This window comes from Pseudomonas sp. LBUM1656 (assembly GCF_059716065.1).
The window spans coordinates 3,509,972-3,535,790 of the sequence record NZ_CP166800.1 but is presented as its reverse complement, the minus strand read 5'-3'; the positions used below and the strand labels follow the sequence as shown (position 1 = coordinate 3,535,790).

At 60.7% G+C, this 25,819-nt stretch carries 13 protein-coding genes; 8 read left to right on the top strand and 5 right to left on the bottom strand.

What is annotated here, in order from left to right; translation table 11 throughout:
• The first annotated feature begins 465 nt into the window (after positions 1-465).
• On the top strand, positions 466-12,234 hold the full coding sequence (locus tag ACA072_RS15895) for a peroxidase family protein (protein ID WP_497618866.1): 11,769 nt from the start codon (positions 466-468) through the stop codon (positions 12,232-12,234).
• A 323-nt stretch (positions 12,235-12,557) separates the two neighbouring features.
• Positions 12,558-13,838, top strand: coding sequence for a serine/threonine transporter (locus ACA072_RS15890; protein WP_497618864.1), 1,281 nt, complete (start codon positions 12,558-12,560; stop codon positions 13,836-13,838).
• A 185-nt stretch (positions 13,839-14,023) separates the two neighbouring features.
• Here the strand turns inward: ACA072_RS15890 and acnB are convergent, their stop codons facing one another.
• Positions 14,024-16,633 (bottom strand): bifunctional aconitate hydratase 2/2-methylisocitrate dehydratase, encoded by a 2,610-nt coding sequence (gene acnB, locus ACA072_RS15885; protein WP_497624996.1) that lies wholly within the window; start codon positions 16,631-16,633, stop codon positions 14,024-14,026.
• A 408-nt stretch (positions 16,634-17,041) separates the two neighbouring features.
• On the opposite strand from acnB, the gene ACA072_RS15880 reads away from it, so the two are divergent.
• Complete coding sequence (locus tag ACA072_RS15880; protein ID WP_497618862.1) at positions 17,042-17,512, top strand: DUF1289 domain-containing protein; 471 nt, start codon at positions 17,042-17,044, stop codon at positions 17,510-17,512.
• 129 nt (positions 17,513-17,641) lie between these two features.
• Here ACA072_RS15880 and uspL read toward each other — a convergent pair whose 3' ends face one another.
• Positions 17,642-18,505 carry a universal stress protein UspL gene (gene uspL / locus ACA072_RS15875; protein WP_497618860.1) on the bottom strand — a complete coding sequence of 288 codons (864 nt, stop codon included), beginning with the start codon at positions 18,503-18,505 and terminating at the stop codon, positions 17,642-17,644.
• 161 nt (positions 18,506-18,666) lie between these two features.
• Here uspL and ACA072_RS15870 point away from each other — a divergent pair, with 161 nt between their 5' ends.
• The 3 genes from ACA072_RS15870 (at position 18,667) to ACA072_RS15860 (ending at position 21,517) form a co-directional block, all read left to right on the top strand.
• Positions 18,667-19,275 (top strand): MiaE family protein, encoded by a 609-nt coding sequence (locus ACA072_RS15870; RefSeq protein WP_497618858.1) that lies wholly within the window; start codon positions 18,667-18,669, stop codon positions 19,273-19,275.
• A 247-nt stretch (positions 19,276-19,522) separates the two neighbouring features.
• Positions 19,523-20,230, top strand: a complete 708-nt coding sequence (locus ACA072_RS15865) for a response regulator (protein ID WP_497396157.1) — start codon at positions 19,523-19,525, stop codon at positions 20,228-20,230.
• Entirely contained in the window at positions 20,231-21,517 is a 1,287-nt protein-coding gene (locus ACA072_RS15860; RefSeq protein WP_497618856.1) for an ATP-binding protein, read from the top strand. It abuts the gene before it with no gap.
• A gap of 111 nt (positions 21,518-21,628) precedes the next feature.
• On the opposite strand, the gene ACA072_RS15855 is transcribed toward ACA072_RS15860, so the two are convergent.
• The 3 genes from ACA072_RS15855 to ACA072_RS15845 form a co-directional block, all read right to left on the bottom strand.
• Positions 21,629-22,417 (bottom strand): MipA/OmpV family protein, encoded by a 789-nt coding sequence (locus tag ACA072_RS15855; RefSeq protein WP_497618854.1) that lies wholly within the window; start codon positions 22,415-22,417, stop codon positions 21,629-21,631.
• A 102-nt stretch (positions 22,418-22,519) separates the two neighbouring features.
• Positions 22,520-23,008 (bottom strand): GFA family protein, encoded by a 489-nt coding sequence (locus ACA072_RS15850; RefSeq protein ID WP_497618852.1) that lies wholly within the window; start codon positions 23,006-23,008, stop codon positions 22,520-22,522.
• A gap of 45 nt (positions 23,009-23,053) precedes the next feature.
• Positions 23,054-23,458 (bottom strand): PaaI family thioesterase, encoded by a 405-nt coding sequence (locus ACA072_RS15845; RefSeq protein WP_497303317.1) that lies wholly within the window; start codon positions 23,456-23,458, stop codon positions 23,054-23,056.
• 266 nt (positions 23,459-23,724) lie between these two features.
• Between ACA072_RS15845 and ACA072_RS15840 the strand changes: the two genes are divergently transcribed.
• Together ACA072_RS15840 and aguA are read left to right on the top strand one after the other, a co-directional pair.
• A complete protein-coding gene (locus tag ACA072_RS15840) occupies positions 23,725-24,609 on the top strand; it encodes a LysR substrate-binding domain-containing protein (RefSeq protein ID WP_497618850.1) in 885 nt (294 codons plus the stop codon).
• A gap of 100 nt (positions 24,610-24,709) precedes the next feature.
• The gene (gene aguA, locus ACA072_RS15835) at positions 24,710-25,819 is read left to right on the top strand and encodes an agmatine deiminase (protein ID WP_497618848.1); all 1,110 of its coding nucleotides are present in this window, start codon (positions 24,710-24,712) and stop codon (positions 25,817-25,819) included.

Genomic DNA, 25,819 nt, shown 5'->3' with positions numbered 1-25,819 from the left:
CTATATCTCGTTTAAGAACAGTAAGTTGGCAGGTCAAATGCCAATCGTCTTTTTTTCTGTCGTAATATTGACATCGCATTGCTATGCAACTTTAGTCATGTGCAAGGGCGCCCGTCTGAATCTTGCCATCGCTTCGAAAGTGCAAGGCACGGTTGTCCTGAAGGAGCACGGGCATGTCGACCATTTCGTTCTGTAACACCGTGACGGAGCTGTTCAGGAAGTTCGCTTCGACTTCCCGATTCCATGGCCCACCAGTGGCCCGGAATCGCTCTGCCTAAACGCTCAGCGAGCCATTCATCCAGCGAATTCCAGGCGCGCATTCACCGGCGCAGGGGACGGCTTTGCCTGCCCCACGCCTGCTCTCGCCAAACACTGAACCAACGAACTGCGCAAGCCAGCACGTGACTTGGCGCGGGAGGATTTATTCGTCCCGAGCCTTTCCCATATAGATCGAGGGCAATCGAAATGGCCAATTTCAACAAGTCGGACCTGGAATTCATCCTCAAGCAAATCTTCATCGCAGAAGCGCATGCCAACGGCACCAGCCTCAGTGATTTACTACCCAACAGTCAGGTGCCATTCGGCCTGCGAACCGTCGATGGCAGCTACAACAACCTGGTCGCCGGCCAAAGCGAGTTTGGCGCTGCGGACAATTCCTTCCTGCGCTTGCTTGATGCTTCGTATCGAGCGGCATATGCCGGGACAGGGACGGTGGTCGACCCGCAGCCACGGATCATCAGTAACCTGATCAACGACCAGACCGCCAACAACCCGGCCGCGGTTGCGGCGAACGGCGGTGCCAACCCGGTGATCAGCCCCGGCCTGGATGGCGTGTTCGGCACGGACGACGACAAGGAAGTGTTCTTTATCCCCAACGAGTCGCCGGACGTCGGTCTGACCGCCGGCTTCAACTCGTGGATGACCTTCTTCGGCCAGTTCTTCGACCACGGCCTCGACCTGGTCAGCAAGAGCAGTACCGACATCGTGTTTATTCCGCTGCAGCCGGACGATCCGTTGTTCATACCGGGCAGCCCGACCAATTTCATGGTGCTGTCACGGGCTGTGCGTACTGCTGGCGCGGACGGAATAGTCGGCACTTCCGATGACGGCCAGCCCAATACCACCTCGCCATTCGTGGACCAGAGCCAGACCTACAGCTCCCACCCGTCACATCAGGTGTTCCTGCGCGAGTACGTCCTGAACGCGGCAGGTGACCCTGTTGCAACGGGGCGCTTGATTACCAACCGCGATCTCGGCGCCGATGGCAAGTTCGGCACGGCCGATGATGGCGACGGCGAAAGCGGCGGCATGGCGACCTGGGCAGTGGTAAAAGCCCAGGCCCGTGACATTCTCGGCATCAACCTGACCGACCTTGATGTGCACAACGTGCCGCTGCTGGCGACTGATGCCTATGGCAACTTCGTCCGGGGGCCGAACGGTATGCCGCAGGTGGTGATGCGCACCAGTAACGGTGCCGACGGTATTGCCGGGACGGCTGATGACGTCACGCAACTGGTCGAAGGCAACCGGGATGCTCCGATCAGTCTGGCCAGCGCCGTCAGCACCGGGCATGGTTTCCTCGACGACATCGCCCACAATGCCGCGCCGGTAGTCGTCGGTGGGGTTCTGCAGGCGGATGCCGACGCCGATGTCGGCAATGCGCAGCCCGTTGGTGCGGGCGGCAACAACCTGACCTATGACAACGAACTGCTCGACGCCCACTACATTGCCGGCGACGGCCGGGCGAACGAAAACATTGGCCTGACCGCCGTGCACCATGTGTTCCACTCCGAGCACAACCGCCTGGTCCAGCAATCCAAGCAAACCATCCTGGCCGCCGGCGATCTGGCGTTTCTCAATGAGTGGCTGGTGGACGACGTCGCCGCAATGCCGACGACGCTCGCCGAAATCTCAGCCTTGGTGTGGGACGGCGAACGCCTGTTCCAGGCCGCCAAGTTTGGCACCGAGATGCAGTACCAGCACCTGGTGTTCGAAGAGTTCGGGCGTTCCATTCAGCCGCAGATCGATGCATTCCTTGCACCCAACGGGTATGACACCTCGATCAACCCGGCCATCCTCGCCGAGTTCGCCCACGTGGTGTATCGCTTCGGCCACTCGATGTTGACCGAGACCGTCGATCGTTTCGACCCCGAATTCAATCCGCTGCTCACTGACCCGAACAACCCGGACTCGCAAATGGGTTTGATCGCGGCCTTCCTCAACCCGCTGGCATTCGCCGGCAGCGGGGCCACTGCGGACGAAGCGGCAGGGGCGATCATTCGCGGTGTGACCCGCCAGCTCGGCAACGAGATCGACGAGTTCGTCACCGAAGCGTTGCGCAACAACCTGCTCGGTCTGCCGCTCGATTTGCCGGTCCTGAACCTGGCGCGTGGTCGCGACACGGGCATCCCCACGTTGAACGAGGCGCGCCGTGAGTTCTATGCATCGACCGGCGACAGCCAACTCAAGCCGTACATCAGTTGGGCTGATCTGGCAGACAACCTCAAGCACCCCGAGTCGTTGGTCAACTTCATCGCGGCCTACGGCACGCATGACACGATTACCGCAGCGACCACGCTGGTCGACAAACGCGCTGCAGCCTTGGCGCTGGTATTCGGTGGTCCGGGTGCACCGGCTGACCGCCTGGACTTCCTCAATGGCAGCGGGACCTGGGCCAACGTGACGAAGGCCGGCAAGGATGGGGTACTGGGCACCGCAGATGACCTGACGGGTGTAACGATCACGGGTGTCGATGACATCGACTTCTGGGTCGGTGGCCTCGCCGAGCAGAAGATGCCGTTCGGCGGCATGCTCGGCTCGACGTTCAACTTCGTGTTTGAAACCCAGATGGAGGCGTTGCAGGACGGCGACCGCTTCTACTACCTGTCACGCACCGCTGGCCTGAACTTCGGCACCGAGCTGGAAAACAACTCCTTTGCCAAGCTGATCATGCTCAACACCGATGTGACCCACCTGTCGAACACCGTGTTCCTGACGCCTACGTACACCCTGGAAGTGAATCAGGCCAATCAGTTCACCGGCCTTGGCACGAACGGCGGCGCCGACCCGACTGGCGGCCTGATGATCAACGGTGTGGAAATCGTGCCACTGGTGATCCGCAACAACCCCGACACCGTTGGCGCGGACAGTAATTATCTGCAATACACCGGTGAAGACCATGTCGTCCTCGGCGGCACCGCCGGCAATGACATCCTCATCTCCGGTGACGGCGATGACACCCTTTACGGCGACGGCGGCAACGACCGTCTCGAAGGTGGCGCCGGGAACGATGCGGTACTGGGTGGCGCGGGCGATGACATCATTACCGACTCGTTCGGCGACAACCGTCTGGAAGGCAATGCCGGCAACGATGTCATCGTGGCCGGTAGCATGCTGGCTGGCGGCAACCTGATCCTGGGCGGCGATGGGCAGGACTTCATCGTCACCACTGAAGATGTCAGCACCACCTTTGGCGGTCAGGGCGACGACTTCATCCTGGGTGCCAAGACCAACCTGCCAGCCACCGGTAACGAAGGCGATGACTGGATCGAAAAGGGCACCCAGGACGGTGCACCTGGCGATAACGCCTCGCCCTTGCTCAACGACGATGTGATCGGCAACGACATCTTCATAGGGGGGGCTGGCTTCGACGAAATGATCGGCGAGGGTGGCGATGACATCTTTGTCGGCAGCGATGCCCAGGACAATATGGACGGTATGTCCGGTTTCGACTGGGTGACCCACAAAAATGACAGGATCGGCGTGACCGTTGACCTGACCATGGCCGCGCTGGCGCAGCCACACGGCAACGCGCCAAACCAGAACAACGGGCCGTTCAATCCGGTCGGCGCATCGCCGGCCTCGATCCTCGACCGGTTTGCCGAGGTCGAAGGCTTGTCCGGTTCGAAATTCGGCGATGTGCTCAAGGGCGATAATGTCGATGCGGCCACCATCATCGACCACGGTGGCACCACCGGTAGCGCGCTGACCAATGTGGCGTTGATTCGGGGACTGGCCCAGCTTCTGCAGGATGCCGGTTTGCCGACCACCGGCTTTGCCACCGGCAACATCATCCTGGGTGGCGATGGCAGTGACCTGATCGAAGGTCGCGGGGGCGATGACCTGATCGACGGCGACAAATGGCTCAACGTCAGGATTGCGGTTTATGAGCCTGGCGATGTCAACCATACCGGTCCAGAGATCGCCAGTTTCGACAGCATGGTCGACATGATCCCTTTCATGCTGGACGGTACCTATAACCCGGGTCAGCTCAAGGCGGTGCGGGAAATCCTGCCCGGGACCTCGACGGGCGGGGCGGCTTTCGATACCGCCTTTTACTCCGGCGTCCAGTCCGAGTATGTGGTGACACGGGACGATCGCGGCACGGCCAGCCTGGCGGACGATGTCTGGACGGTGACCGATACCGAAGTGGGTCGCGACGGCGTCGATACCCTGATGCATATCGAGCGTCTGCAGTTCGCCGATACCCAGCAAGTGCTGGTGCCGGGGCTGAATGCGCAACCCGTTGGCAGACCGACCATTGCCGATGGAAACGGCGCAGCGATAACGGTGGGCGACATGCTGACCGTCAGCGTGGCCGGGGTGACCGATGCCAACAATGTCGGGGGTACTCTGAACAATTCTTCGGTGTCCTACTACTGGCAGTTCGAGGCCGATCCGGGCACTGGCGTGTTCGAGGACATCATCCTGCTACCTGCCGGTGACCTGGCGTTCCAGAGTGCCGACGGCACCTCGTTCAAGGTCTCTCCAGATCTCGCCGGGTTGTCGTTGCGGGTCAAGGCGATCTACCAGGATGGTCATGGCACGACAGAAGTGGTGTTCTCGCAACCGACTGCCGTGGTCGCTCCCGGCGCCCCGGTTGTGCCGGTGGCGCAGGCACCTGTCGTCGATGCGACCGCGGGCGGCGAGGGCCTCAACATGGTCCGCTCCGACCTCAACTTCATTCTTGATCAGATCAAGATTGCCGAGGCTGACGCGGCCGGTCAGGACATGCTCTCGTTGATCCCGAATATCCGCGCACCCTTGGGTTTGCGTGCGGTCGATGGATCGAACAACAACCTGTTGAACCTCAATGGCATCAACAACACCCAGTACGGTGCTGCCGATAACGTCTTTCCGCGGCTGACCGATCCGGTGTTCAATCCGGCCGAAGGTGCTCCTGCCGGATTCTTCGGTCCCGGCTCGCCGGCCATCCCGGGATCGTCCTATCAGCAAACCAGCGGGGCTGTGTTTGACTCGCAGCCGCGCACCATCAGTAATCTGATCGTCGACCAGACGTCGAACAACCCGGCGGCCTATGCCACGGCTTACGACACGGGGGCGGACGGTGTGCTCAATTACGGCGTGCCGAACAATGATGACGTGCTCAAGGAGGGTGTGCGGATCGTCGCCAGCCCCGGCATGGATGGTCAGTTCGGTACTGCCGATGACCACGATGTGTACCTGTTCGAAAACACCACGGCGGATGCGGGGTTGTCCGCGCCGTTCAACGCCTGGATGACCTTCTTCGGGCAGTTCTTCGACCATGGCCTGGACCTGCTCACCAAGGGCGGTTCGGGCACCGTCTACATTCCACTGCAACCGGATGATCCGCTGTATGTACCCGGCGGCCACACCAACTTTATGGTGCTGACCCGCGCGACCAACCAGCCCGGGGCGGATGGCGTGCTCGGCACGGCCGACGATGTCCGTGAGCACACGAATACCACCACGCCGTTCGTGGACCAGAACCAGACTTACAGCTCGCACCCCTCGCACCAGGTTTTCCTGCGCGGTTATGAGCTGACTGACAATGGCCCCATCGCTACCGGCAGACTGATCACTAACCGTGACCTGGGGACGGACGGCAAGTTCGGGACTGCAGACGACACCGAAATCGGTGGCATGGCCACCTGGAAGGTGGTCAAGGCGCAGGCCAATGACATTCTGGGTATCCGCCTCACCGATGCCGATGTCGATAACTCCCCGTTGTTGGCAACCGACGCCTATGGCAACTTCATCAAAGGGCCAAACGGCTTCCCGATGGTTGTGATGAAAGGGGCTGACGGTCTTGGCGGCACGGCTGATGACGTTCTGGTCGAAGGCAATCCGCTTGCTCCCGTCGACCTGACCAATGCGGTGCGCACCGGTCACCAGTTCCTCGCCGACATTGCCCACAATGCAGCGCCGGTGTTCAGCGGTGGCGTGCTCGTGCCTGACGCGGATTCCAACATCGGCAACGCAGTGCCGGTCAATCCGCAGACCGGGGCCAACCTGGCCTACGACAACGAGTTGCTGAATGCGCACTACATCGCCGGCGACGGCCGGGTCAACGAGAACATCGGCCTGACCGCCGTGCATGCGATCTTCCACGCCGAGCACAACCGGCTGGTTGCGCAGACCATGGACACCGTGCTCGATTCGGCTGACGTGGCCTTCCTCAACGAGTGGCTGCTCACGCCTGTCAGCGCGTTGCCAGCTAACCAGGCTGAAATCGATGCGCTGGTGTGGAATGGCGAGCGCTTGTTCCAGGCGGCCAAGTTCGGCACCGAGATGCAGTATCAGCACCTGGTGTTCGAGGAGTTTGCACGGACCATCCAGCCCAGGGTTGACCTGTTCTTTGCTCCGACCCAGGTCTATGACGTCGACCTCGATGCTTCGATCGTCGCCGAGTTCGCTCACACCGTGTACCGGTTTGGCCACTCGATGCTGACCGAGACCGTCGATCGCTACGATGCCGATTTCAACGTGGTGGGCGATCCGAACAGCGCTGATCCCGATCAGCAACTGGGCTTGATCGCAGCGTTCCTCAACCCGTTGGCGTTCGCCGCCAGTGGCGTGACGCCAGAGGATGCGACCAGTGCAATCATTCGTGGGGTGACTCGGCAAGCCGGTAACGAGATCGATGAGTTCGTGACCGAGGCGCTGCGCAATAACCTGCTCGGCCTGCCGCTCGACCTGCCGGCGATCAACATCGCCCGTGGCCGCGACGTGGGGATTCCCTCACTCAACGCGATCCGCCGCGACATTTACAGCCAGACCGGTGATACCCAACTCAAGCCTTACACCAGCTGGGTCGACCTGGTCCAACACCTCAAACATCCGGAGTCGTTGATCAACTTCATCGCGGCCTATGGCACGCATGGCACGATCACGGCCGCGACCACTCTGGAAGCCAAACGCGCTGCTGCCATGGCGCTGGTATTTGGCGGTACGGATGCGCCGGCTGACCGTATGGACTTCCTCAACAGCACCGGCACTTGGGCCAACGTGACGCGTGCCGGCAAGGACGGGGTGCTGGGGACTGCCGACGATCTGAAGGGTGTGACCGTCACAGGCGTCGATGCCATCGACCTCTGGATCGGCGGCCTGGCCGAAGAGAAAACGCCGTTCGGCGGCATGCTCGGCTCGACCTTCAACTTCGTGTTCGAGAACCAGATGGAAAAACTGCAGGACGGCGACCGCTTCTATTATCTGGAGCGTACCTCCGGCCTGTCGATGAATGCCGAGCTGGAAAGCAACTCGTTTGCCAAGCTGATCATGGCCAACACCTCGGCCACGCACTTGCCAGGCCTGGTGTTCTCGGACCCGGGGTTCTATCTGGAAAGGGACCAGAGCAAGCAGTTCAACGATGGCCTGGGCAACGCCGATCCACTGGGCGAGAACGGCGAGCAGGTGGTGTTCCGCGACAACCCGCTGACCGCAGGGCCGGACTCCAACTACATCAGGTACACCGGTGATGAGCACATCGTACTGGGCGGCACCAACAACGCAGACATCCTTATCGCCAGTGAAGGCGATGACACGGTCTGGGGTGACGGCGGCAACGATCGCATCGAAGGGGGTGACGGTAATGACCAACTGCGCGGTGGCGCCGGCGACGACATCATCAGCGACCGCGGTGGCGACGATAACATCCAGGGTGGCGACGGCAACGACGTGCTGCACGGTGGTAATGGCGTCAACCTGATCATCGGCGGGTTCGGCAATGACTTCATCGTCACCGGCGAGGACGCTTCCGAGGCCATTGGTGGCCAGGGGAACGACTTCATCCTGGGCAGCAAAGCCAACGAACAGGACATGGGTAACGAAGGCGACGACTGGATCGAGAAGGGCACCTCGGACGGTGCACCTGGCGACAACTTCGACCCGCTCGGCAACGACCCTGTCATCGGCCACGACGTGTACATCGGCGCTGGCGAAAACGACAAGTTCAACGGCGAGGGCGGTGACGACATCATGGTCGGCAGTCTTGGCCTCGGTGACCGCTATATCGGCGGTTCCGGGTATGACTGGGCGACCTTCAAGGACCTCGCCCAGGGCGTTTCCATCGATTTCACCGACCGCTTTTTCGATGTACCTTCGGTGCCGGGATCGGGTGCCTCGGCGCTCGTGCGTTTCGACATTATGGAAGGCTTGTCGGGGTCGGCGCACGGTGACTTCCTGCGCGGCGATAACGAAGACGCCACCTCGCTACCCACCGCCGGCGCGACCGGCAGTGTGTTGACCAACATCAGCCTGATCAACGGCCTGGCTGATCTGTTGCCAGACGGAGCGACGTTCTTCGACGGCGGCAACATTATCCTCGGTGGCAGCGGCAGCGACCTTATCGAAGGTCGCGGCGGTGACGACATCATCGATGGTGACAAGTGGCTGAACGTACGCATCAGCGTACGGGCGAACATCGATGGCACCGGCCCGGAAATCGCCACGTTCGACAGCATGGAGCCACTGGTGCCGTTCATGCTGAACGGTACGTACAACCCGGGTCAGTTGATCATCAAGCGGGAGATTCTGACCGGCAATGACCGCTACGACACCGCGGTGTTCTCCGGTAATTCGACGGAATACATCGTCGAGGTCGAGGGCAATACTGTCATCGTGACCGACCTGGTGGCGGGGCGTGATGGCGTCGATCGACTGACGGGCATCGAGCGTCTGCAGTTCTCTGACCTGGCGCAAGAGTCCGGAGTGGGCACCGCCTTGAACGAAGGCCCATCGGGTCATCTGGCGATTCTCGACGATGCTACCGGTCTGCGTGACGATACGCCGGTCGCCGGTCAGTTGCTGCGCGTCAGCAATCGGTCGGTCCACGATGCGGACAACGTCAGTGGGGTCAATCCAACCGGCGCGGTAACCGGTGCGGTGGCTTACTACTGGCAAGTCGAAAACATTCCTGGCACGGGCATCTATGAAGACATCACCGTGGTTGCCGCCGGCGAAGCTACGCGAGCAACCGGCACCACCTACCGGGTGGCGGATGATATAGCGGGCCTGAACATCCGCGTCCGGGCGGTGTATCAGGATACCAAGGGCACACTGGAGATCATCGACTCGTCGGGAAACAGCACACCGACCGCAGGGCCGACGGTAAACGGGCTTTTGGTGCAGAACCAACTGTTGACCGCTGACCCGTCGAGCATCATCGACGTTGATGGCCTCAGCAATCCGCAGTTCACCTACCAATGGCAGGCGACCAATGGCGTGAGCTTCGTCAACATCGTTGGCGCCACCGGTAGCACCTTTACGCTGAGCCAGGACCAGGTCGGCGATCAGGTGCGCGTGGTGGTCAGTTACGTGGATGACTTCGGTGTGGCCGAAAGCGTGGCGTCCGACCCTTCGGACCCGGTGGCCAACGTCAACGATGCACCGACAGGCGCGTTGCTGATCAGCGACACGACGCCTGAACAAGGGCAGGTGTTGACCGCGCTGACGGCCGGGATTGCCGATGCGGATGGGCTGGGCACCTTCAGCTACCAATGGCAGCAAGGTACCGGCGCTTCCTTCACCAACATCACCGGCGCGACCGCTGCGACTTTCACCCCGGGTCTGTTGCAGAGCAATCTGCAACTGCGGGTGATCGTGCGCTATACCGATGGCTTCGGCACGCTGGAGACAGTGACCTCTGCGGCAACCGCAGCCGTTACGCTGCCGCCTGGCGTGGTGCTGGTTGGGACCGCTTTGGGGGATACCCTCACCGGTGGCGCGGGTGCCGATGTGCTGCTTGGCCTGGGCGGGAACGATACGCTCAATGGTCTGGGCGGTATTGACCAGCTGTTTGGTGGCATCGGCAACGACATTCTCAACGGCGGAGACGACAACGACATCCTCAATGGCGAGGACGGCAACGACACGCTCAACGGTGGACTCGGCGCGGATGCCATGAATGGTGGTGCCGGCAACGACACCTTTGTGGTCGACAACGTCGGTGACACCGTCATCGAGGCGGTGGGCGGTGGTACCGATCTGGTGCAAACCAGTCTGGCCAGTTACGTGCTCGGCGCCAACGTCGAAAACCTGACCTATACCGGTGCCGGTAACTTCACCGGAACCGGTAATGCGCTGGCGAACACCCTCACCGGCGGGGTCGGAAACGACGTCCTCGGTGGCGGGGACGGCAACGACATCCTCATCGGCGGACTCGGCGCGGATGCCATGAACGGCGGTGCCGGCAACGACACCTTTGTGGTCGACAACGTCGGTGACAGCGTCATCGAGGCGGCCGGTGGTGGTACCGATCTGGTGCAAACCAGCCTGGCCAGCTACGTGCTCGGTGCCAACGTCGAAAACCTGACCTACACCGGAGCCGGTAGCTTCACCGGTACCGGTAATGCGCTGGACAACACCCTCACCGGCGGGGCCGGTAACGACGTCCTCAGTGGCGGGGACGGCAACGACATCCTCAACGGCGGGCTCGGCGCGGATGCCATGAATGGTGGTACCGGCAACGACACCTTTGTGGTCGACAACGTCGGTGACACTGTCATCGAGGCGCTGGGTGGCGGTACCGATCTGGTGCAAACCAGTCTGGCCAGCTACGTACTGGGTGCCAACGTCGAGAACCTGACCTTTACCGGAGCCGGTAACTTCACCGGTACCGGTAATGCGCTGGCCAACACCCTGACCGGCGGGGTCGGTAACGACGTCCTCAATGGCGGTGCGGGTGCAGACCAGATGGTGGGTGGAGCCGGCAATGATACCTACGTCGTCGATGTTGCAGCAGACGTGGTGGTTGAAGCGGCGGGTGGCGGTACGGATACCGTGCAGACGTCGCTGGCCAGCTACACACTGGGTGCCAACCTCGAAAACCTGACCTTTACCGGCGTCGGCAACTTCGTTGGCAATGGCAACGCGCTGAACAACGTCATCACCGGCGGTACAGGTAATGACACCCTCAATGGTGATAGCGGCAACGACACACTCAACGGTGGGCTCGGCGCGGATGTCATGAACGGCGGTATCGGCAACGACACCTTTGTGGTCGACAACGTCGGTGACACCGTCATCGAGGCGCTGGGCGGTGGTACCGATCTGGTGCAAACCAGTCTGGCCGCCTACTTGCTGGGTGCCAACGTCGAGAACCTGACCTTCACCGGGGTCGGTAACTTCACCGGTACCGGTAATGCGCTGGCCAACACCCTGACCGGCGGGGTCGGCAACGACGTCCTCAATGGCGGTGCGGGCAATGACCAGTTGGTGGGGGGAGCCGGCAACGACACCTACATCGTCGATGCAGCCGCAGACGTCGTGGTAGAAGTGGCAGGTGGCGGTACGGATACCGTGCAGGCGTCGCAGGCGAGTTATACGCTCAGCGCCAACGTCGAGAACCTGACCTACACCGGCGTCGGCAACTTCGTTGGCAACGGCAACGTGTCGAACAACGTCATCACCGCCGGGGCAGGTAATGACACCCTCAATGGTGGCAGCGGCGACGACATCCTCACCGGCAACGGCGGTAACGACACGCTCAATGGTGACCTCGGCAACGACACGCTGCTCGGCGGGCTGGGTGACGACCGCCTGGATGGCGGTACCGGCAACGATCTGCTCGAGGGTGGCGATGGCATCGACACGCTGCTCGGCGGTATCGGTAACGACACGTTGTTGGGCGGCATCGGCAATGACTTGTTCGATGGCGGTGCTGGCAACGATACGGTCACGGGTGGTGCCGGCAACGACATGATGGATGCCAGCAGTGGCAACGATATCTTCATGTTCGCAGCGGGCTTCGGGGCCGATCAGATCTTCGGCTTCGATGCCAACGCGGCGGGAGGCCAGGACCTGCTCGATATTTCCGCGTTCGGCGTCACAGCTGCGACCTTTGCCGCCATCGTCATCATCACCGATGTCGGTGCGGATACCTTGATCAGCTCCGCAGGCGCTGAGTCCATCCGCCTGGTCGGTGTGGCCGATGCAACGACAATCACTGCTACGGACTTCATTCTGGCTACTTGAGGTCCAGATCAGTAATACCGCAGGGAGCGTGTACAGAGGAGGGAGGGCAATGGATGCCCTCCCTTTTTTTCATCTGTGATGCACCCCAGTCGCCGTTCAACCCGCGTGAAACAAGTCCTGATAATTATGAAAACCTATGGAAACGTCTATTGGAGGGGACGCCAGAAAATCTGATCTGCACAACCACTCCTCAGCTAAGTCTTTGCTTCTGTTCATTAATCCCGGACAATCGCGCCCCTGTTTCGGCCAGGGCGCTGCCCGTCGGATTTTTCCGACTCGTCCTGACCGGGTAGCAAATGACCGGAATGCGGAGATCCCACCGGATGAATGATCAGGCCAATAGCGTCGACGAACGCTATGTAGCGGCGACACCAGCGACTCTCACAAGCTGGAATCGCCATGACACCACCTGGATGCTGGGCCTGTTTGGCACGGCCATCGGGGCCGGTACCCTGTTTTTGCCGATCAATGCGGGGTTGGGCGGTTTCTGGCCGTTGCTGATCCTCGCGGTGCTGGCGTTCCCCATGACCTTTTATGCGCACCGTGGACTGACCCGCTTTGTGTTGTCCGGCCGCGAAGGCGCGGACATCACCGAAGTGGTGGAAGAGCACTTCGGCATCAAAGCCGGTGCGTTGATCACGTTGCTGTACTTCTTCGCGATCTTCCCGATCCTGCTGATCTACAGCGTGGCACTGACCAATACCGTGGGCAGTTTCCTCGAGCATCAACTGCACATCATGCCGCCACCGCGCGCCGTGCTGTCACTGGTGCTGATCCTCGGCCTGCTGGCCGTGGTGCGTTGCGGCGAGCAGGCGATCGTCAAGGCCATGAGCCTGATGGTTTATCCATTTATCGTTGCGCTGCTGTTTCTGGCGGTGTTCCTGATTCCGCACTGGAACGGCGGCATCCTGGCCACGGCGTCGACCCTGCCTGAGCCATCGGCGCTGCTGCACACGCTGTGGCTGGCGATTCCGGTGATGGTGTTCTCGTTCAACCATTCGCCTATCATTTCGGCGTTTGCGGTGGACCAGAAGCGTCGCTACGGCGAACACGCCGAAGAACGCAGCTCGCAGATCCTGTCCCGCGCCCACGCCTTGATGGTGGTGATGGTGTTGTTCTTCGTCTTCAGTTGCGTGCTGACCCTGTCTCCAGCCCAACTGGCCGAAGCCAAGGCGCAGAACCTGTCGATCCTGTCGTACCTGGCCAACCACTTCAGCAACCCGACCATCGCCTTTGCGGCGCCGTTGATTGCGTTCGTGGCCATTTCCAAGTCGTTCCTGGGCCACTACATCGGTGCCAGTGAAGGCCTCAAAGGCCTCGTCGTAAAAAGCGGCAAACGCCCGGCGCCGAAAACGCTGGATCGCATGACGGCCGCGTTCATGCTGGTGGTCTGCTGGATCGTTGCCACGCTGAACCCGAGCATCCTCGGCATGATCGAAACCCTCGGCGGCCCGGTCATCGCGGCGATCCTGTTCCTGATGCCGATGTACGCGATCCGCAAAGTGCCGGCGATGGCGCGCTTCCGTGGCCAGGCGTCCAACGTCTTCGTGACGGCTGTTGGTTTGGTGGCTATTTCAGCGTTGATCTACTCCCTGACTGCCTGATGGGTTCTGTGGGGCTACTGATCGTTCCCACGCTCTGCGTGGGAATGCCTCTTGTGACGCTCTGCGTCACGTTTTGGGACGCAGAGCGTCCCGGGCTGCATTCCCACGCGGAGCGTGGGAACGATCAGGCATAAAAAAACGCCGCTCATCTCACGATGGGCGGCGTTTTTTATTGCGTTGCAGCGTTAGGCTTGAACGACCGGGATGTTGGCGTTCGCAGCAGCTTCACGGAACTCGGCGATCTGGTCGAAAGACAGGTAGCGGTAAACATCAGCCGCCATGCTGTCGATCTTGCCAGCGTATTCCATGTACTCCTCGACGGTCGGCAGGCGACCCAGGATGGACGCAACGGACGCCAGCTCGGCCGAAGCCAGGTAGACGTTCGCGCCGTCACCCAGACGGTTCGGGAAGTTACGGGTCGACGTCGACACCACGGTGCTGTTCGGCTCTACACGTGCCTGGTTACCCATGCACAGCGAGCAGCCTGGCATTTCCATGCGTGCGCCGGCCTTGCCGTAGATGCCGTAGTAGCCTTCTTCGGTCAGCTGGTGAGCGTCCATTTTGGTCGGCGGCGACAGCCACAGACGGGTTGGAAGCTGACCCTTGACCTGATCCAGCAACTTACCGGCCGCGCGGAAGTGACCGATGTTGGTCATGCACGAACCGATGAACACTTCGTCGATCTTCTCGCCAGCAACGCTGGACAGCAGACGGGCGTCGTCCGGATCGTTTGGCGCGCAGAGCACAGGCTCTTTGATGTCGGCCAGGTCGATTTCGATGATTTCAGCGTATTCGGCGTCAGCATCGGCAACCATCAGCTCAGGGTTGGCAACCCAGGCTTCCATCGCTTGAGCGCGACGTTCCAGGGTACGCGCATCGCCGTAGCCTTCGCCGATCATCCAGCGCAGCAGGGTGATGTTGGAGTTCAGGTACTCGGTGATGGATTCTTTCGACAGCTTGATGGTGCAACCGGCAGCCGAACGTTCAGCCGAAGCGTCGGACAGCTCGAAAGCTTGTTCGATGCTCAGGTTGTCCAGGCCTTCGATTTCCAGGATGCGACCGGAGAACGCGTTCTTCTTGCCTTTCTTCTCAACGGTCAACAGGCCAGCCTGAATCGCGAAATAAGGAATGGCGTGAACCAGGTCACGCAGGGTGACGCCCGGTTGCATTTTGCCTTTGAAGCGCACCAGGATCGATTCCGGCATGTCCAGCGGCATAACGCCAGTGGCTGCGGCGAACGCGACCAGACCGGAACCGGCCGGGAACGAAATGCCCATCGGGAAACGGGTGTGCGAGTCACCACCGGTACCGACGGTGTCCGGCAGCAGCATACGGTTCAGCCAGCTGTGGATGATGCCGTCGCCCGGACGCAGGGAAACGCCGCCGCGGGTCATGATGAAGTCTGGCAGGGTGTGGTGGGTGGTCACGTCGATCGGCTTAGGGTAAGCCGCGGTGTGGCAGAAGGACTGCATCACCAGATCGGTCGAGAAGCCCAGGCACGCCAGGTCTTTCAGTTCGTCACGGGTCATAGGACCGGTGGTGTCCTGAGAACCGACGGTGGTCATTTTCGGTTCGCAGTAGGTGCCAGGACGAACGCCTTTGCCTTCTGGCAGACCGCACGCCTTGCCGACCATTTTCTGTGCCAGGGTGAAGCCCTTGCCGGTGTCGACAGGTGCTTCAGGCAACTTGAACAGATCGGTAGGGCCCAGGCCCAGTTCGGCGCGGGCCTTGTCGGTCAGGCCGCGACCGATGATCAGCGGGATACGACCGCCGGCACGGACTTCGTCCAACAGTACCGGAGTCTTCATTTCGAAGGTGGTCAGGACTTCGTCAGTGCCGTGTTTGCAGACTTTGCCAGCATGCGGATACAGGTCGATCACGTCGCCCATGTTCATGTTGGTGACGTCGAATTCGATTGGCAGTGCGCCGGCATCTTCCATGGTGTTGTAGAAGATCGGAGCGATTTTGCTGCCGAAGCAGAAACCGCCGGCACGCTTGTTCGGCACGAAAGGCACGTCGTCGCCGAAGAACCACAGCACCGAGTTGGTGGCGGATTTACGCGAAGAACCGGTACCGACTACGTCACCGACGTAGGCGATAGGGAAGCCTTGACCGCGCATTTCTTCGATCTGCTTCATCGGACCGGTAACGCCCTGGGCGTCAGGCACGATGCCTTCACGGGCCATTTTCAGCATGGCGAGGGCGTGCAGCGGGATGTCCGGGCGGGACCAGGCGTCCGGAGCAGGGGACAGGTCATCGGTGTTGGTTTCGCCGGTGACCTTGAACACGCGCAGGCTGATCTTGTCGGCCAGCACAGGGCGGTTTTTGAACCACTCGCCGTCAGCCCAGGATTGCAGCACGCCTTTAGCGTGAACGTTGCCGTTCTTGGCTTTTTCAGCGACGTCGTGGAACGCGTCGAACATCAGCAGGGTGTGCTTGAGTTCTTTGGCGGCTACTGGCGCCAGTTCGGCGTCATCCAGCAGGTTAACCAGGGTCACGATGTTGTAGCCGCCCTGCATGGTGCCGAGTAGTTCAACAGCGCGTTTCTTGTCGATCAGAGGGGATTTTGCTTCGCCTTTGGCGAGGGCAGACAGGAAACCGGCCTTTACATAGGCCGCTTCGTCCACGCCTGGCGGAATGCGATTGGTGATCAGGTCAACGAGGAAAGCTTCTTCGCCAGCCGGGGGATTCTTCAGCAGCTCGACCAGGCCTGCAGTTTGTTCGGCGTTTAGCGGCTGGGGAACGATACCCAGTGCTGCACGCTCTTCGATATGTTTGCGGTAGGCTTCAAGCACAGTTATTACCCTCATCAGTGGTCCCAAATGGGTGTCCGGGACGCTCATCCCGAAATTGCCGTACTCATGCGCTGCGTGGCGTTGTGGGCCACTTAGCCAGAATTACCGACAATTCCTTACAGAAGCTGCTTTCAAAGTTTTACGCCTGCAGAACGGGGAGCTGATGAGGGTTGGCGTAGAGCTTTTCCCCGCTGGAAAAACCCTTCGCCAACTCCGCTCTGAAGGAACGACTGTGCTCGTGACGCTTTGAAAACAGCTTCTAACGGACATTGGCGCCTTAAAAGGCTGGCTGATTCTACGGCAAAAAAAATATAAACGTAAGTTAGCCCCTGAACTTTGAGGGGTGATGAATGTTAGACAAAGGGCTAACATGCCGACCTGTTCTGCTTTCCCGTGTTTTGCCTACCTATGCCCAATCAGACCATCAAGACCCCCTGCGTCGGCCTCTGCTCCACTGTTTACGGTGATTTGGTGTGCCGTGGCTGCAAGCGTTTCCACCATGAAGTGATCAACTGGAATGGTTACAACGAGGAGGAAAAGCGCGCGGTGTGGCTGCGTCTTGAGCAGCTGCTGTCCCAGGTGATGGCCAGCAAGCTGGAGGTTTTCGACCCCCAGCGCCTGCGCGTGCAGCTGGAACAGCGCAAGATCCGCTTTGTGCCGCATCAGTCGGAATATTGCTGGGCTTATCAGCTGATCGCCCGGGGGGCGCGGGTGATCAACAACCTGGAGGCCTACGGGATGGTGTTGATGCCGGAGTTTCGCGACTGGAACCTGCCGGAACTGCGCGATGCCATTGATCGGGAATTCTTTTTGCTGTCTGAGGCGCATTACCAGCGCTACATAGCGCCCGGTTTCCTCAGAGACGCCTTCGGCGGGTAAATCTTAAAAGCTTCGCGAGCAAGCCCGCTCCCACATTCAATCTCTGGCGGACACAAAATTTGTGAACGACATAAATCAAATGTGGGAGCGGGCTTGCTCGCGAAGACGGGATAACCGGCGCCGCAGGTCTCAATGCTGCGTCACAATCTCCTCCAGATGATCCATGATCGTATCCGGCTTCAGCACCAGCACATCGCTCTCCACCGCATCCAGCACCACCTCCGCCGTATTCCCGATCAACGCCCCGGACAGCCCGGACCGCGCCACCGTGCCAATCACCGTCACCGCCGCACCCAGCTTGTGGACCATGTACGGAATCAACACATCCGCCGGGCCTTCGGCGATATGCAGGTGTTCATCGTCGATGTCGAACTCGGCCTGAAACGATTTGCACTGCTCGCGATAGCGCGCCTCGATGGTTTCGCTGAGTTGCAACGTCGGGTCGGCCGCCGACAGCATCGGTGACGGATGGGCGCTGACCACGTGCAGATGAGCCTTGGCCAGGCTGGCGATGTCGTAACCGTGATCGACGATGGTGGCGTGCAGCGTGCGGTGCTCGCCATCGGTATTGCCGACGTCGATTGCCGCCAGAATCACACCGCCCGTCCACGGTTTCGAGGTTTTCACCAGCAGTACCGGGGTCGGGCAATAACGCAGCAATTTCCAGTCCGCCGGGGTCAGCAGGGCTTTTTTCAGAGGGCTGTCGGGGTAATGCTGTTTGACCACCAGCCCACAACCTTCAGCCTGCTGCACATCGACGATGGTTTCGTGCAGGCTCTCATTCCAGGCCTGCTCGGTGGTGACGCTATAACCGTCCTCGATCAGGGCTGCCTTGAGCACGCCCAACATGCCGCTGTGGTCATGCTTGCGATCACACACCAGCAGATGCAGATGCGCCTGGGTCACGCCAGCAATCAGTTTGGCCCGTTTGAGCGCCAGGCTTTCCGAATGTTCGGGTTCGATGACCACCAGAATGCTGCGAATGGCTTGCATGATCGGGATCTCCAGGAAGGTAAAAAATACTGCGTTGGACAACTATAGTTCTTCGTCGCCAACCCGGTACTTGATGCATATCAACGGTCGCGACTGGTGGTCTTGCGGCAGGCCGGTATAATCGGCGCCCTTCGATTTATACCTTTTATTCCGTGAGCCCCATGATCCTTCCCGAAATTCACGAGTTCCTCGGCTGCCGCACCCCCGACGGCTGGGTCCAGGCCGCGCTTGCCGATCAGGAAACCCTGCTGATCGACCACAAGAACTGTGAGTTCAAGGCAGCCAGCACGGCGTTGAGCCTGATCGCCAAGTATCACTCCCATATCGACCTGATCAACCTGATGTCGCGCCTGGCCCGGGAAGAGCTGGTGCACCACGAGCAGGTCATGCGCCTGATGAAAAAGCGCAAGATCGAGTTGCGCCAGCTGTCCGCCGGGCGTTACGCCTCGGGCCTGCGCAAAGTCGTACGCAGCCACGAGCCGGTCAAACTGGTGGATACGCTGGTGGTTGGCGCATTTATCGAGGCTCGTAGCTGCGAGCGTTTCGAGGCGCTAGTGCCGCATCTGGATGAAGAGCTGGGCAAGTTCTATTTCGGCTTGCTGAAAAGCGAAGCACGTCATTTTCAGGGTTACCTGAAACTGGCTTACCAGTACGGTGATGCCAAGGATATTGCCCAGGTGATCGACCGGGTTCGTGCTGCCGAGCAGGAATTGATTGAGTCGCCGGACGTTGAGTTCCGCTTTCACAGTGGCGTGCCAGCAGCGGCGTGAAAATCAACAGATCGCAGCCTCGTTTCACTCGACAGCTGCTACATAGAACTGCGTATCCCCTGTAGCAGCTGTCGAGTGAAACGAGGCTGCGATCTGTTGCATGTGAATTGTTAAAAACTCTTAAGAGTATGAAAGATCGCTGAAAACCGGCCCTGGAGGCCGGTTTTTGCTGCCCGTCATCACCGTCCCGTCACCGATTGACGCCATAATGCCGGCCACTTCACACAAGGGGCAGCAGACGGTCGTTATGGATAACCTGGGTTTTGGCAAAGTATTGCTGGTGGAAGACGACGAGAAGCTCGCCGGGCTGATCGCGCATTTTCTGTCCCAACATGGCTTTGAGGTCCGGCAGGTGCACCGCGGTGACCTCGCGCTGGCCGCCTTCCTCGAATTCAAACCGAAAGTTGTCGTGCTCGACCTGATGCTGCCGGGGCAGAGCGGCCTGCACGTGTGCCGCGAGATCCGCAGCGTGTCCGACACGCCGATCGTCATCCTGACCGCCAAGGAAGACGACCTCGATCACATCCTCGGCCTGGAGTCCGGCGCCGACGACTACGTGATCAAACCGATCAAACCGCCGGTGCTGCTGGCCCGCCTGCGTGCCTTGCAACGCCGTCAGACCCCGGACAGCAACGTGTGCAATGCCCTGGAGTTCGGCAACCTGAACATCGACCGAAGCTGCCGCGAAGTGCGGCTGGCGGGCGAGGTCATTGAAATGACCACCATGGAATTCGAACTGCTGTGGTTGCTGGCCAGTGCCGCCGGCAAGACGCTGTCTCGCGATGACATCCTCAACCGCATGCGCGGGATCGCCTTCGACGGCCTCAACCGCAGTGTCGACGTCTACATCAGCAAGTTGCGCGGCAAGCTCAAGGACAACCCGCGCGAACCGGTGTGCATCAAGACCATCTGGGGCAAGGGTTACCTGTTCAATCCGTTTGCGTGGGAGCTGTAAATGCTGCGGTTATTTTTGGGGCTGTTTCTGGTGATGACCGTTGGCCTGGTCCTGGGGCTGCAAACCGTCGAGCGCACGTTCGATGCGCTGCTCGACGGTCAGATGCAGAGCTACAACCGCGAGGCGGTGCGTGGCCAGGCCTGGTCGCTGGCCGAGCAGTTGCGCGATCTGGATGGTTCGGACCGGGAACAACAACTGGAAGCGGTGCGCCCCCACTATGGCTTGGGCCTGACGTTGGTCGAGAGTAGCCAACTGTCCCTGACCGATCAGGAGAAGGCCGAGTTGGCCCTGGGGCTGCTGGTGATTCGCGACAAGTACACGCAGTTCATCTCGCGCATCGACGAAGGTTCTCAGTTGCTCAGCATCAAGCTGCCGGCCGAGCCCAGTCTGATGCCGTTCTACATCGCTGCGGCGTACCTGATGATCGCGGTGATGATCGGTTTCGTGTTGATGTTCTGGGTCCGTCCGCACTGGCTCGATCTGGAGAAACTGCGCCTGGCAGCCGAGCGTTTTGGCGATAACGACCTGTCGTCGCGGATCCAGTTGTCCAAGCGCTCGAACATTCGTGACCTGTCCGAACACTTCAACCTGATGGCGGCGCGCATCGAAGGCTTGATCGCCAATCAGCGCGAGCTGACCAACGCGGTATCCCATGAATTGCGTACGCCGATTGCCCGGTTGTCGTTTGAGCTCGACCAGCTCAAGCAACAACCCGATCCGACCCAGAATCGCGAACTGATTGCCGACATGTACGCCGACCTTGGCGAGCTGGAGGAAATGGTCTCCGAGCTGCTGACCTACGCCAGCCTGGAGCGCGGCGCCACGGTCATCACCCGGGAAAACATTCAGGCCAGCAGTTGGCTGGACAGCGTGGTCGGCAGCGTGGCGCTGGAGGCCGAGGCCGCCGGGGTGCAGTTGTTGATCGTCGATTGTCAGGTCGATGAGGTGCGCATCGAGCCGCGTTTCATGGCTCGCGCGGTGATCAACCTGCTGCGCAATGCCATTCGTTATGCCGATGAGCGGGTGGAAGTGTCGTTGGTCCGTACCGGTGATCATTACGAAGTGCGGGTCAACGACGATGGCCCGGGCGTGCCGGTGGACGGGCGCGAGAAAATCTTCGAACCGTTCTCGCGCCTGGACGCCAGCCGTGATCGCCGCACGGGCGGGTTTGGTCTGGGCCTGGCGTTGGTGCGGCGGGTGTCGCAATCCCATGGCGGGCAAGTGGAAGTGGCGGACTCGCCGTGGGGTGGGGCGTCGTTTCGCATGACGTGGGCGCATCAGGATTGATTGTGTTGCTCTCACCGGCCCCTTCGCGAGCAAGCCCGCTCCCACATTTGGAACGCATTCCCCTGTGGGAGCGGGCTTGCCCGCGAAGAGGCCATCAGCAACACCGCATTACTAAAAGGTGTACGCCACCTGCCCAGCCAAAGAAGTCTGCATCCGCCGCTCGACAATCGGACTGTCCGCCGCATCACCCGCCAGATACTGCACGGCCAGCACCGTCCAAACACTCCACTGGTCATCGATCGGCACTGACCAGGTCAACTCCGCCCCGCGACTCACCAGCCCACCCTGAGTGTCATGCGCCCTGAACTGACTGCGCGCCGCCTGCACTCCGCTGACGCCATACCAGGTGCGCACGTAATTGCTGTCGCCAAACTGACTGTTCAGACTGCCCGTGACCTTGCCGTAGTCACCCTCATAAAGCGGCGCGCTGATGCTCAGCTTCAGGCGATTCCAGGAAGAGCCGGTGTCGCGATCGTCATCGTCATTTTCCAGCGCATGTTCAAAACTGGCGCCGAGAATGATCGGGCCCATGTGGTAAGTCCCGTCGAGACCCAGCGCCGGCCGCGACTTGATCGAGCCCATGCCGTTCAGCTCATCCGAGCCCTTGAATCCGGTCTTGCGATCCTTGCGCACATCGCTCGCGCCGATGTACACGCTCAGGCCGAAGTCGTCTTCATCGAACGCCCAGCCCAATCCTTTTTCAGTGTCCAGAAAAATTCCATACGGGCTGACCACCTTGGCGCCCAGCAGTGGCGCGACCACGCGCTCGTCACTGCCGCTGTAACGCGGCACGCTGGCGGCACCGGCGCTTAAGGTGTATTGCCACTCTTCAGCGCGCAATGAGTCGGCGGGTAAGAGCAGGGCAAGCGAAGTCAACGACAGAGGCAGCGAACGTAACATGGGAGTACCCGAAGGGAGATTGGATACGCCCATGCTAGGCGGCTGCCGGCCGGCAATCTTTGAGAGCTTTGTCGGGAAACTGTCAAAGAGTGTGAAGCGGCTTCAGCGGCTCAAACCCAGGCGTTCATGCCAGTCGGCAATGGACTCTTCGGGATAGACGTCGAACTGCTTGTCCTCGGGACGCATATCGACTTCCACCCACGGCGCCTTTGAGTCGAGCAACAAGTGCGTGTGTTGCGGCGGGACCGGCAGCGGGGTGTCGATGGCCGACGCGAACGGGTGAATCAGCTCCGGCCATTCGGGGCTGTATACCCAGAGGCACGAGCCGCAGACCGAGCAGAAATGCCGCCCGAGGCTGCTGCGGTGGGCGCGCTTGTCGCCTTCGTTCTTGAGTTGCGCATGGTAGACCGCGACGTGCTTGCGCCCACGGACCTTCAGGCTTTCGGCATCACCGGCAATATTGATCGAGTAACCGCCACCGCCCTGAGTCTTGCGGCAGATCGAGCAGTAGCAACGCTGATACGGGTAGGGGTGGGCGCTGGTCAAACTGAACGACACGGCGCCGCAATGGCAGGAACCTTCGAGCTGCATGGGAACCTCCGACGAGGGTTGGGTTACCCAAGACAGCCTAGACCGTCAGCGAACTTCGACTGGCACCAGAATCGCATCGCCGGTCGCCACCAGTTTCAACTGATCGCCGGTTTGCGCGAACAGCTCGGCGCGGGCGAACACCTGCTTCTTGCCGGCCTTCACCACCCGACCGCGAGCAATGAACACTTCACCGACGGCGGGCGCCAGGCAGTTCACCGAAAAATGCGATGCCAGCACGTTGCCCGCGACCGTTCCGGCGGCGAACCCGCAGGCCGTGTCGAGCAGCGCGCCGATCAGGCCGGCATGCAGGAAGCCGGCGTATTGCGCCATGTCGGCTTCGCGAAAAGCCAGGGTCAGCTCGGCTTCGCCACTTGCGGCTGCGGTCACTTCGAAACCGGCCCAGCGGTTGAAGGCCGAGGTTGAGTTGATCTGTTTGAGTGCGTTGAGCATGGCGAATCCCTCCGGTTGAGGCACCAACATGCGCCGGGTTTCAGTGGATGTCATGGTGGATAAGGGCGGGTGATGGGTTGTTGGATTTGTGGTGAATGTACTGGCCCTTTCGCGAGCAAGCCCGCTCCCACAGTTGACCGAGTTGTTCGGGGAGAACGCGGTCAACTGTGGGAGCGGGCTTGCTCGCGAAGAACGATAACGCGGTCAGACTGGACGCACGACAATGGCCGGGTCAGCATGAGCAACTCGAAATTGGAACTTTGACCATGCGACGACTGCCTTCCTTAGCCGCACTCAGAACCTTCGAATGCGCCGCCCGCCACGCCCATTTTGGCCGGGCTGCCGCCGAGCTGTGCGTCACCGACAGCGCCGTCAGCCATCAAATCCGTCAGCTCGAAGAACATCTGGGTGTCTCGCTGTTCATCCGCGAAGGCCGGCAGATTCGTCCTACCATGGCCGCGGGCCGGTTGATGCAAAGCCTGCAGCAAGCGTTCGAACTGATCGGCGAGGCCTGCGACGAATTGCGCGACCCCTCATCGTTGGCGGTGTTGCGCCTGGCGGTCACGGCCGAGCTGGCGCAGAAGTGGCTGATGAGTCGCCTCACCGACTTTTACGCGCGCTATCCGCACATCACGTTGCACCTTTACGAACAGCCGATCGACGCCACGGCGCCGGGGGAAGACATCGATCTGGCGATCACCTACGGCACCGGGCCGGTCGACAGCAGTGCGTACTTCGTCAGGCCCTTGCCGGCGCTGCAATTCTTCCCGGTGTGCAGCCCCGGCCTGTTCAACCAGGGCACCCTGAAAAACCCGAAGGACCTGGCGCGCCATTGCCTGCTGCACGACGATCAGGACGGCAAGACCTGGACCGCATGGCTCACCAGTCATGCCGGCGATCAACGTCCCGAACGGCAACTGTATTTCGCCCACGCGGGCCTGGCGCTGGAAGCCGCAGTACAAGGGCAGGGCGTGGCCATGGGTGACAATTTGACGGCTCAGGAAGACTTGCTCAGCGGTCGGCTGGTCCGGCCCTTCACCGCCAGCATGACCGCGCTCGGGCAATATGCGCTGGTGTGTGAGCGGGTGCGCCTGGAGCGTCCGGCCGTCGCGCAGATGCTGGAATGGTTCAACGATCAGTTGGTCGATTGATGAGTTGAATTCAAGTATTCCGAAATAATCATCGTTGGCGAGGAGGGTGCCGACGACCTTAGCCTGTGGTCATTCCAATCCCCGCTGATGAGGTCTGACCATGGCACGTTTGCTCGATTCCACCCCGAAACTCGACGGCTTCCGCCTGCCCGGCGAATTCGAAACCAAGTCCGGTTGCTGGCTCGGCTGGCCGGAGCGCACCGACGTCTGGCGCAACGGCGCCAAGCCTGCGCAGAAAGTCTGGGTGCAAATCGTCACTGCGATTTCCCGGAGCGAACCGGTCACCGTTTGCGCCTCAGCCGCGCAATTCGCCACCGCCCGCCGCCAGTTGCCGCCTCAGGTTCGCGTGGTGGAAATGACCTGCAACGACACCTGGTTCCGCGACAGCGGCCCGTGCTTTGTGGTCAACGACGACAGCGGTGAAGTGCGCGGCGTCGACTTCGAGTTCAACGCCTATGGCGGTCTCGACGGCGGCTTGTATTACCCGTGGGACAAGGACGACCAGATCGCCAGCAAAATCCTCGAAATCGAACGCTTCGACCGTTATCGCGCGCCGTTGATTGCTGAACTGGGCGGCATCCAGAGTGACGGCCAGGGCAGCATCCTCACCACCGAGCAATGCCTGCTCAACCGCAATCGCAACCAGCATCTGGGCAAGGATGAAGTCACCCGCCGTCTGACCGACTACCTCGGCGCCGAGCAAATCATCTGGCTGCCACGGGGTTGCAAGTTCGACGAAACCGACGGCCACGTCGATGACCTCGCCTGCTTCGTGCGCCCCGGTGAAGTGGTGCTGCAATGGACCGACAACCGCGATGATCCGCAGTGGGAAATCTATCAAGAGGCCTACGACATTCTGCGCAGCACCCGCGACAGCCGTGGCCGCGAGTTGATCGTGCACAAACTGCCGCAACCGGATGTGCTGGAATGGACCGCTGAAGAGGCCGAAGGTCTGGACCAGCAAGACAGCACCCATACCCGTCAGGCCGGGACCCAGATCTGCGCGTCGTACATCAACTATTACGCGGGCAACACTTCGATCGTGGTGCCGTTGTTCGGTGATCGGCAGGATCAGGCAGCGTTGGCGACCCTGGCCGAACTGTTCCCTCAGCACAAAATCGTTGGCATCGAAAACTCTCGGGAAATCCTCCTGGGTGGCGGCAATGTCGCCTGTATCACCATGCCGCAATACGCCGGGAAGGGGATTTAA

Bases quoted from the DNA above. Each gene is read 5' to 3' on its own strand.
- ACA072_RS15870 (WP_497618858.1), top strand. From the start codon at position 18,667: ATGATCCTTCCCGAAATTCACGAGTTCCTCGGCTGCCGCACCCCCGAC.
- ACA072_RS15860 (WP_497618856.1), top strand. From the start codon at position 20,231: ATGCTGCGGTTATTTTTGGGGCTGTTTCTGGTGATGACCGTTGGCCTG.
- ACA072_RS15895 (WP_497618866.1), top strand. From the start codon at position 466: ATGGCCAATTTCAACAAGTCGGACCTGGAATTCATCCTCAAGCAAATC.
- ACA072_RS15880 (WP_497618862.1), top strand. From the start codon at position 17,042: ATGCCCAATCAGACCATCAAGACCCCCTGCGTCGGCCTCTGCTCCACT.
- aguA (WP_497618848.1), top strand. From the start codon at position 24,710: ATGGCACGTTTGCTCGATTCCACCCCGAAACTCGACGGCTTCCGCCTG.
- ACA072_RS15840 (WP_497618850.1), top strand. From the start codon at position 23,725: ATGCGACGACTGCCTTCCTTAGCCGCACTCAGAACCTTCGAATGCGCC.
- ACA072_RS15890 (WP_497618864.1), top strand. From the start codon at position 12,558: ATGAATGATCAGGCCAATAGCGTCGACGAACGCTATGTAGCGGCGACA.
- ACA072_RS15850 (WP_497618852.1), bottom strand. From the start codon at position 23,008: ATGCAGCTCGAAGGTTCCTGCCATTGCGGCGCCGTGTCGTTCAGTTTG.
- ACA072_RS15855 (WP_497618854.1), bottom strand. From the start codon at position 22,417: ATGTTACGTTCGCTGCCTCTGTCGTTGACTTCGCTTGCCCTGCTCTTA.
- ACA072_RS15845 (WP_497303317.1), bottom strand. From the start codon at position 23,458: ATGCTCAACGCACTCAAACAGATCAACTCAACCTCGGCCTTCAACCGC.
- ACA072_RS15865 (WP_497396157.1), top strand. From the start codon at position 19,523: ATGGATAACCTGGGTTTTGGCAAAGTATTGCTGGTGGAAGACGACGAG.
- uspL (WP_497618860.1), bottom strand. From the start codon at position 18,505: ATGCAAGCCATTCGCAGCATTCTGGTGGTCATCGAACCCGAACATTCG.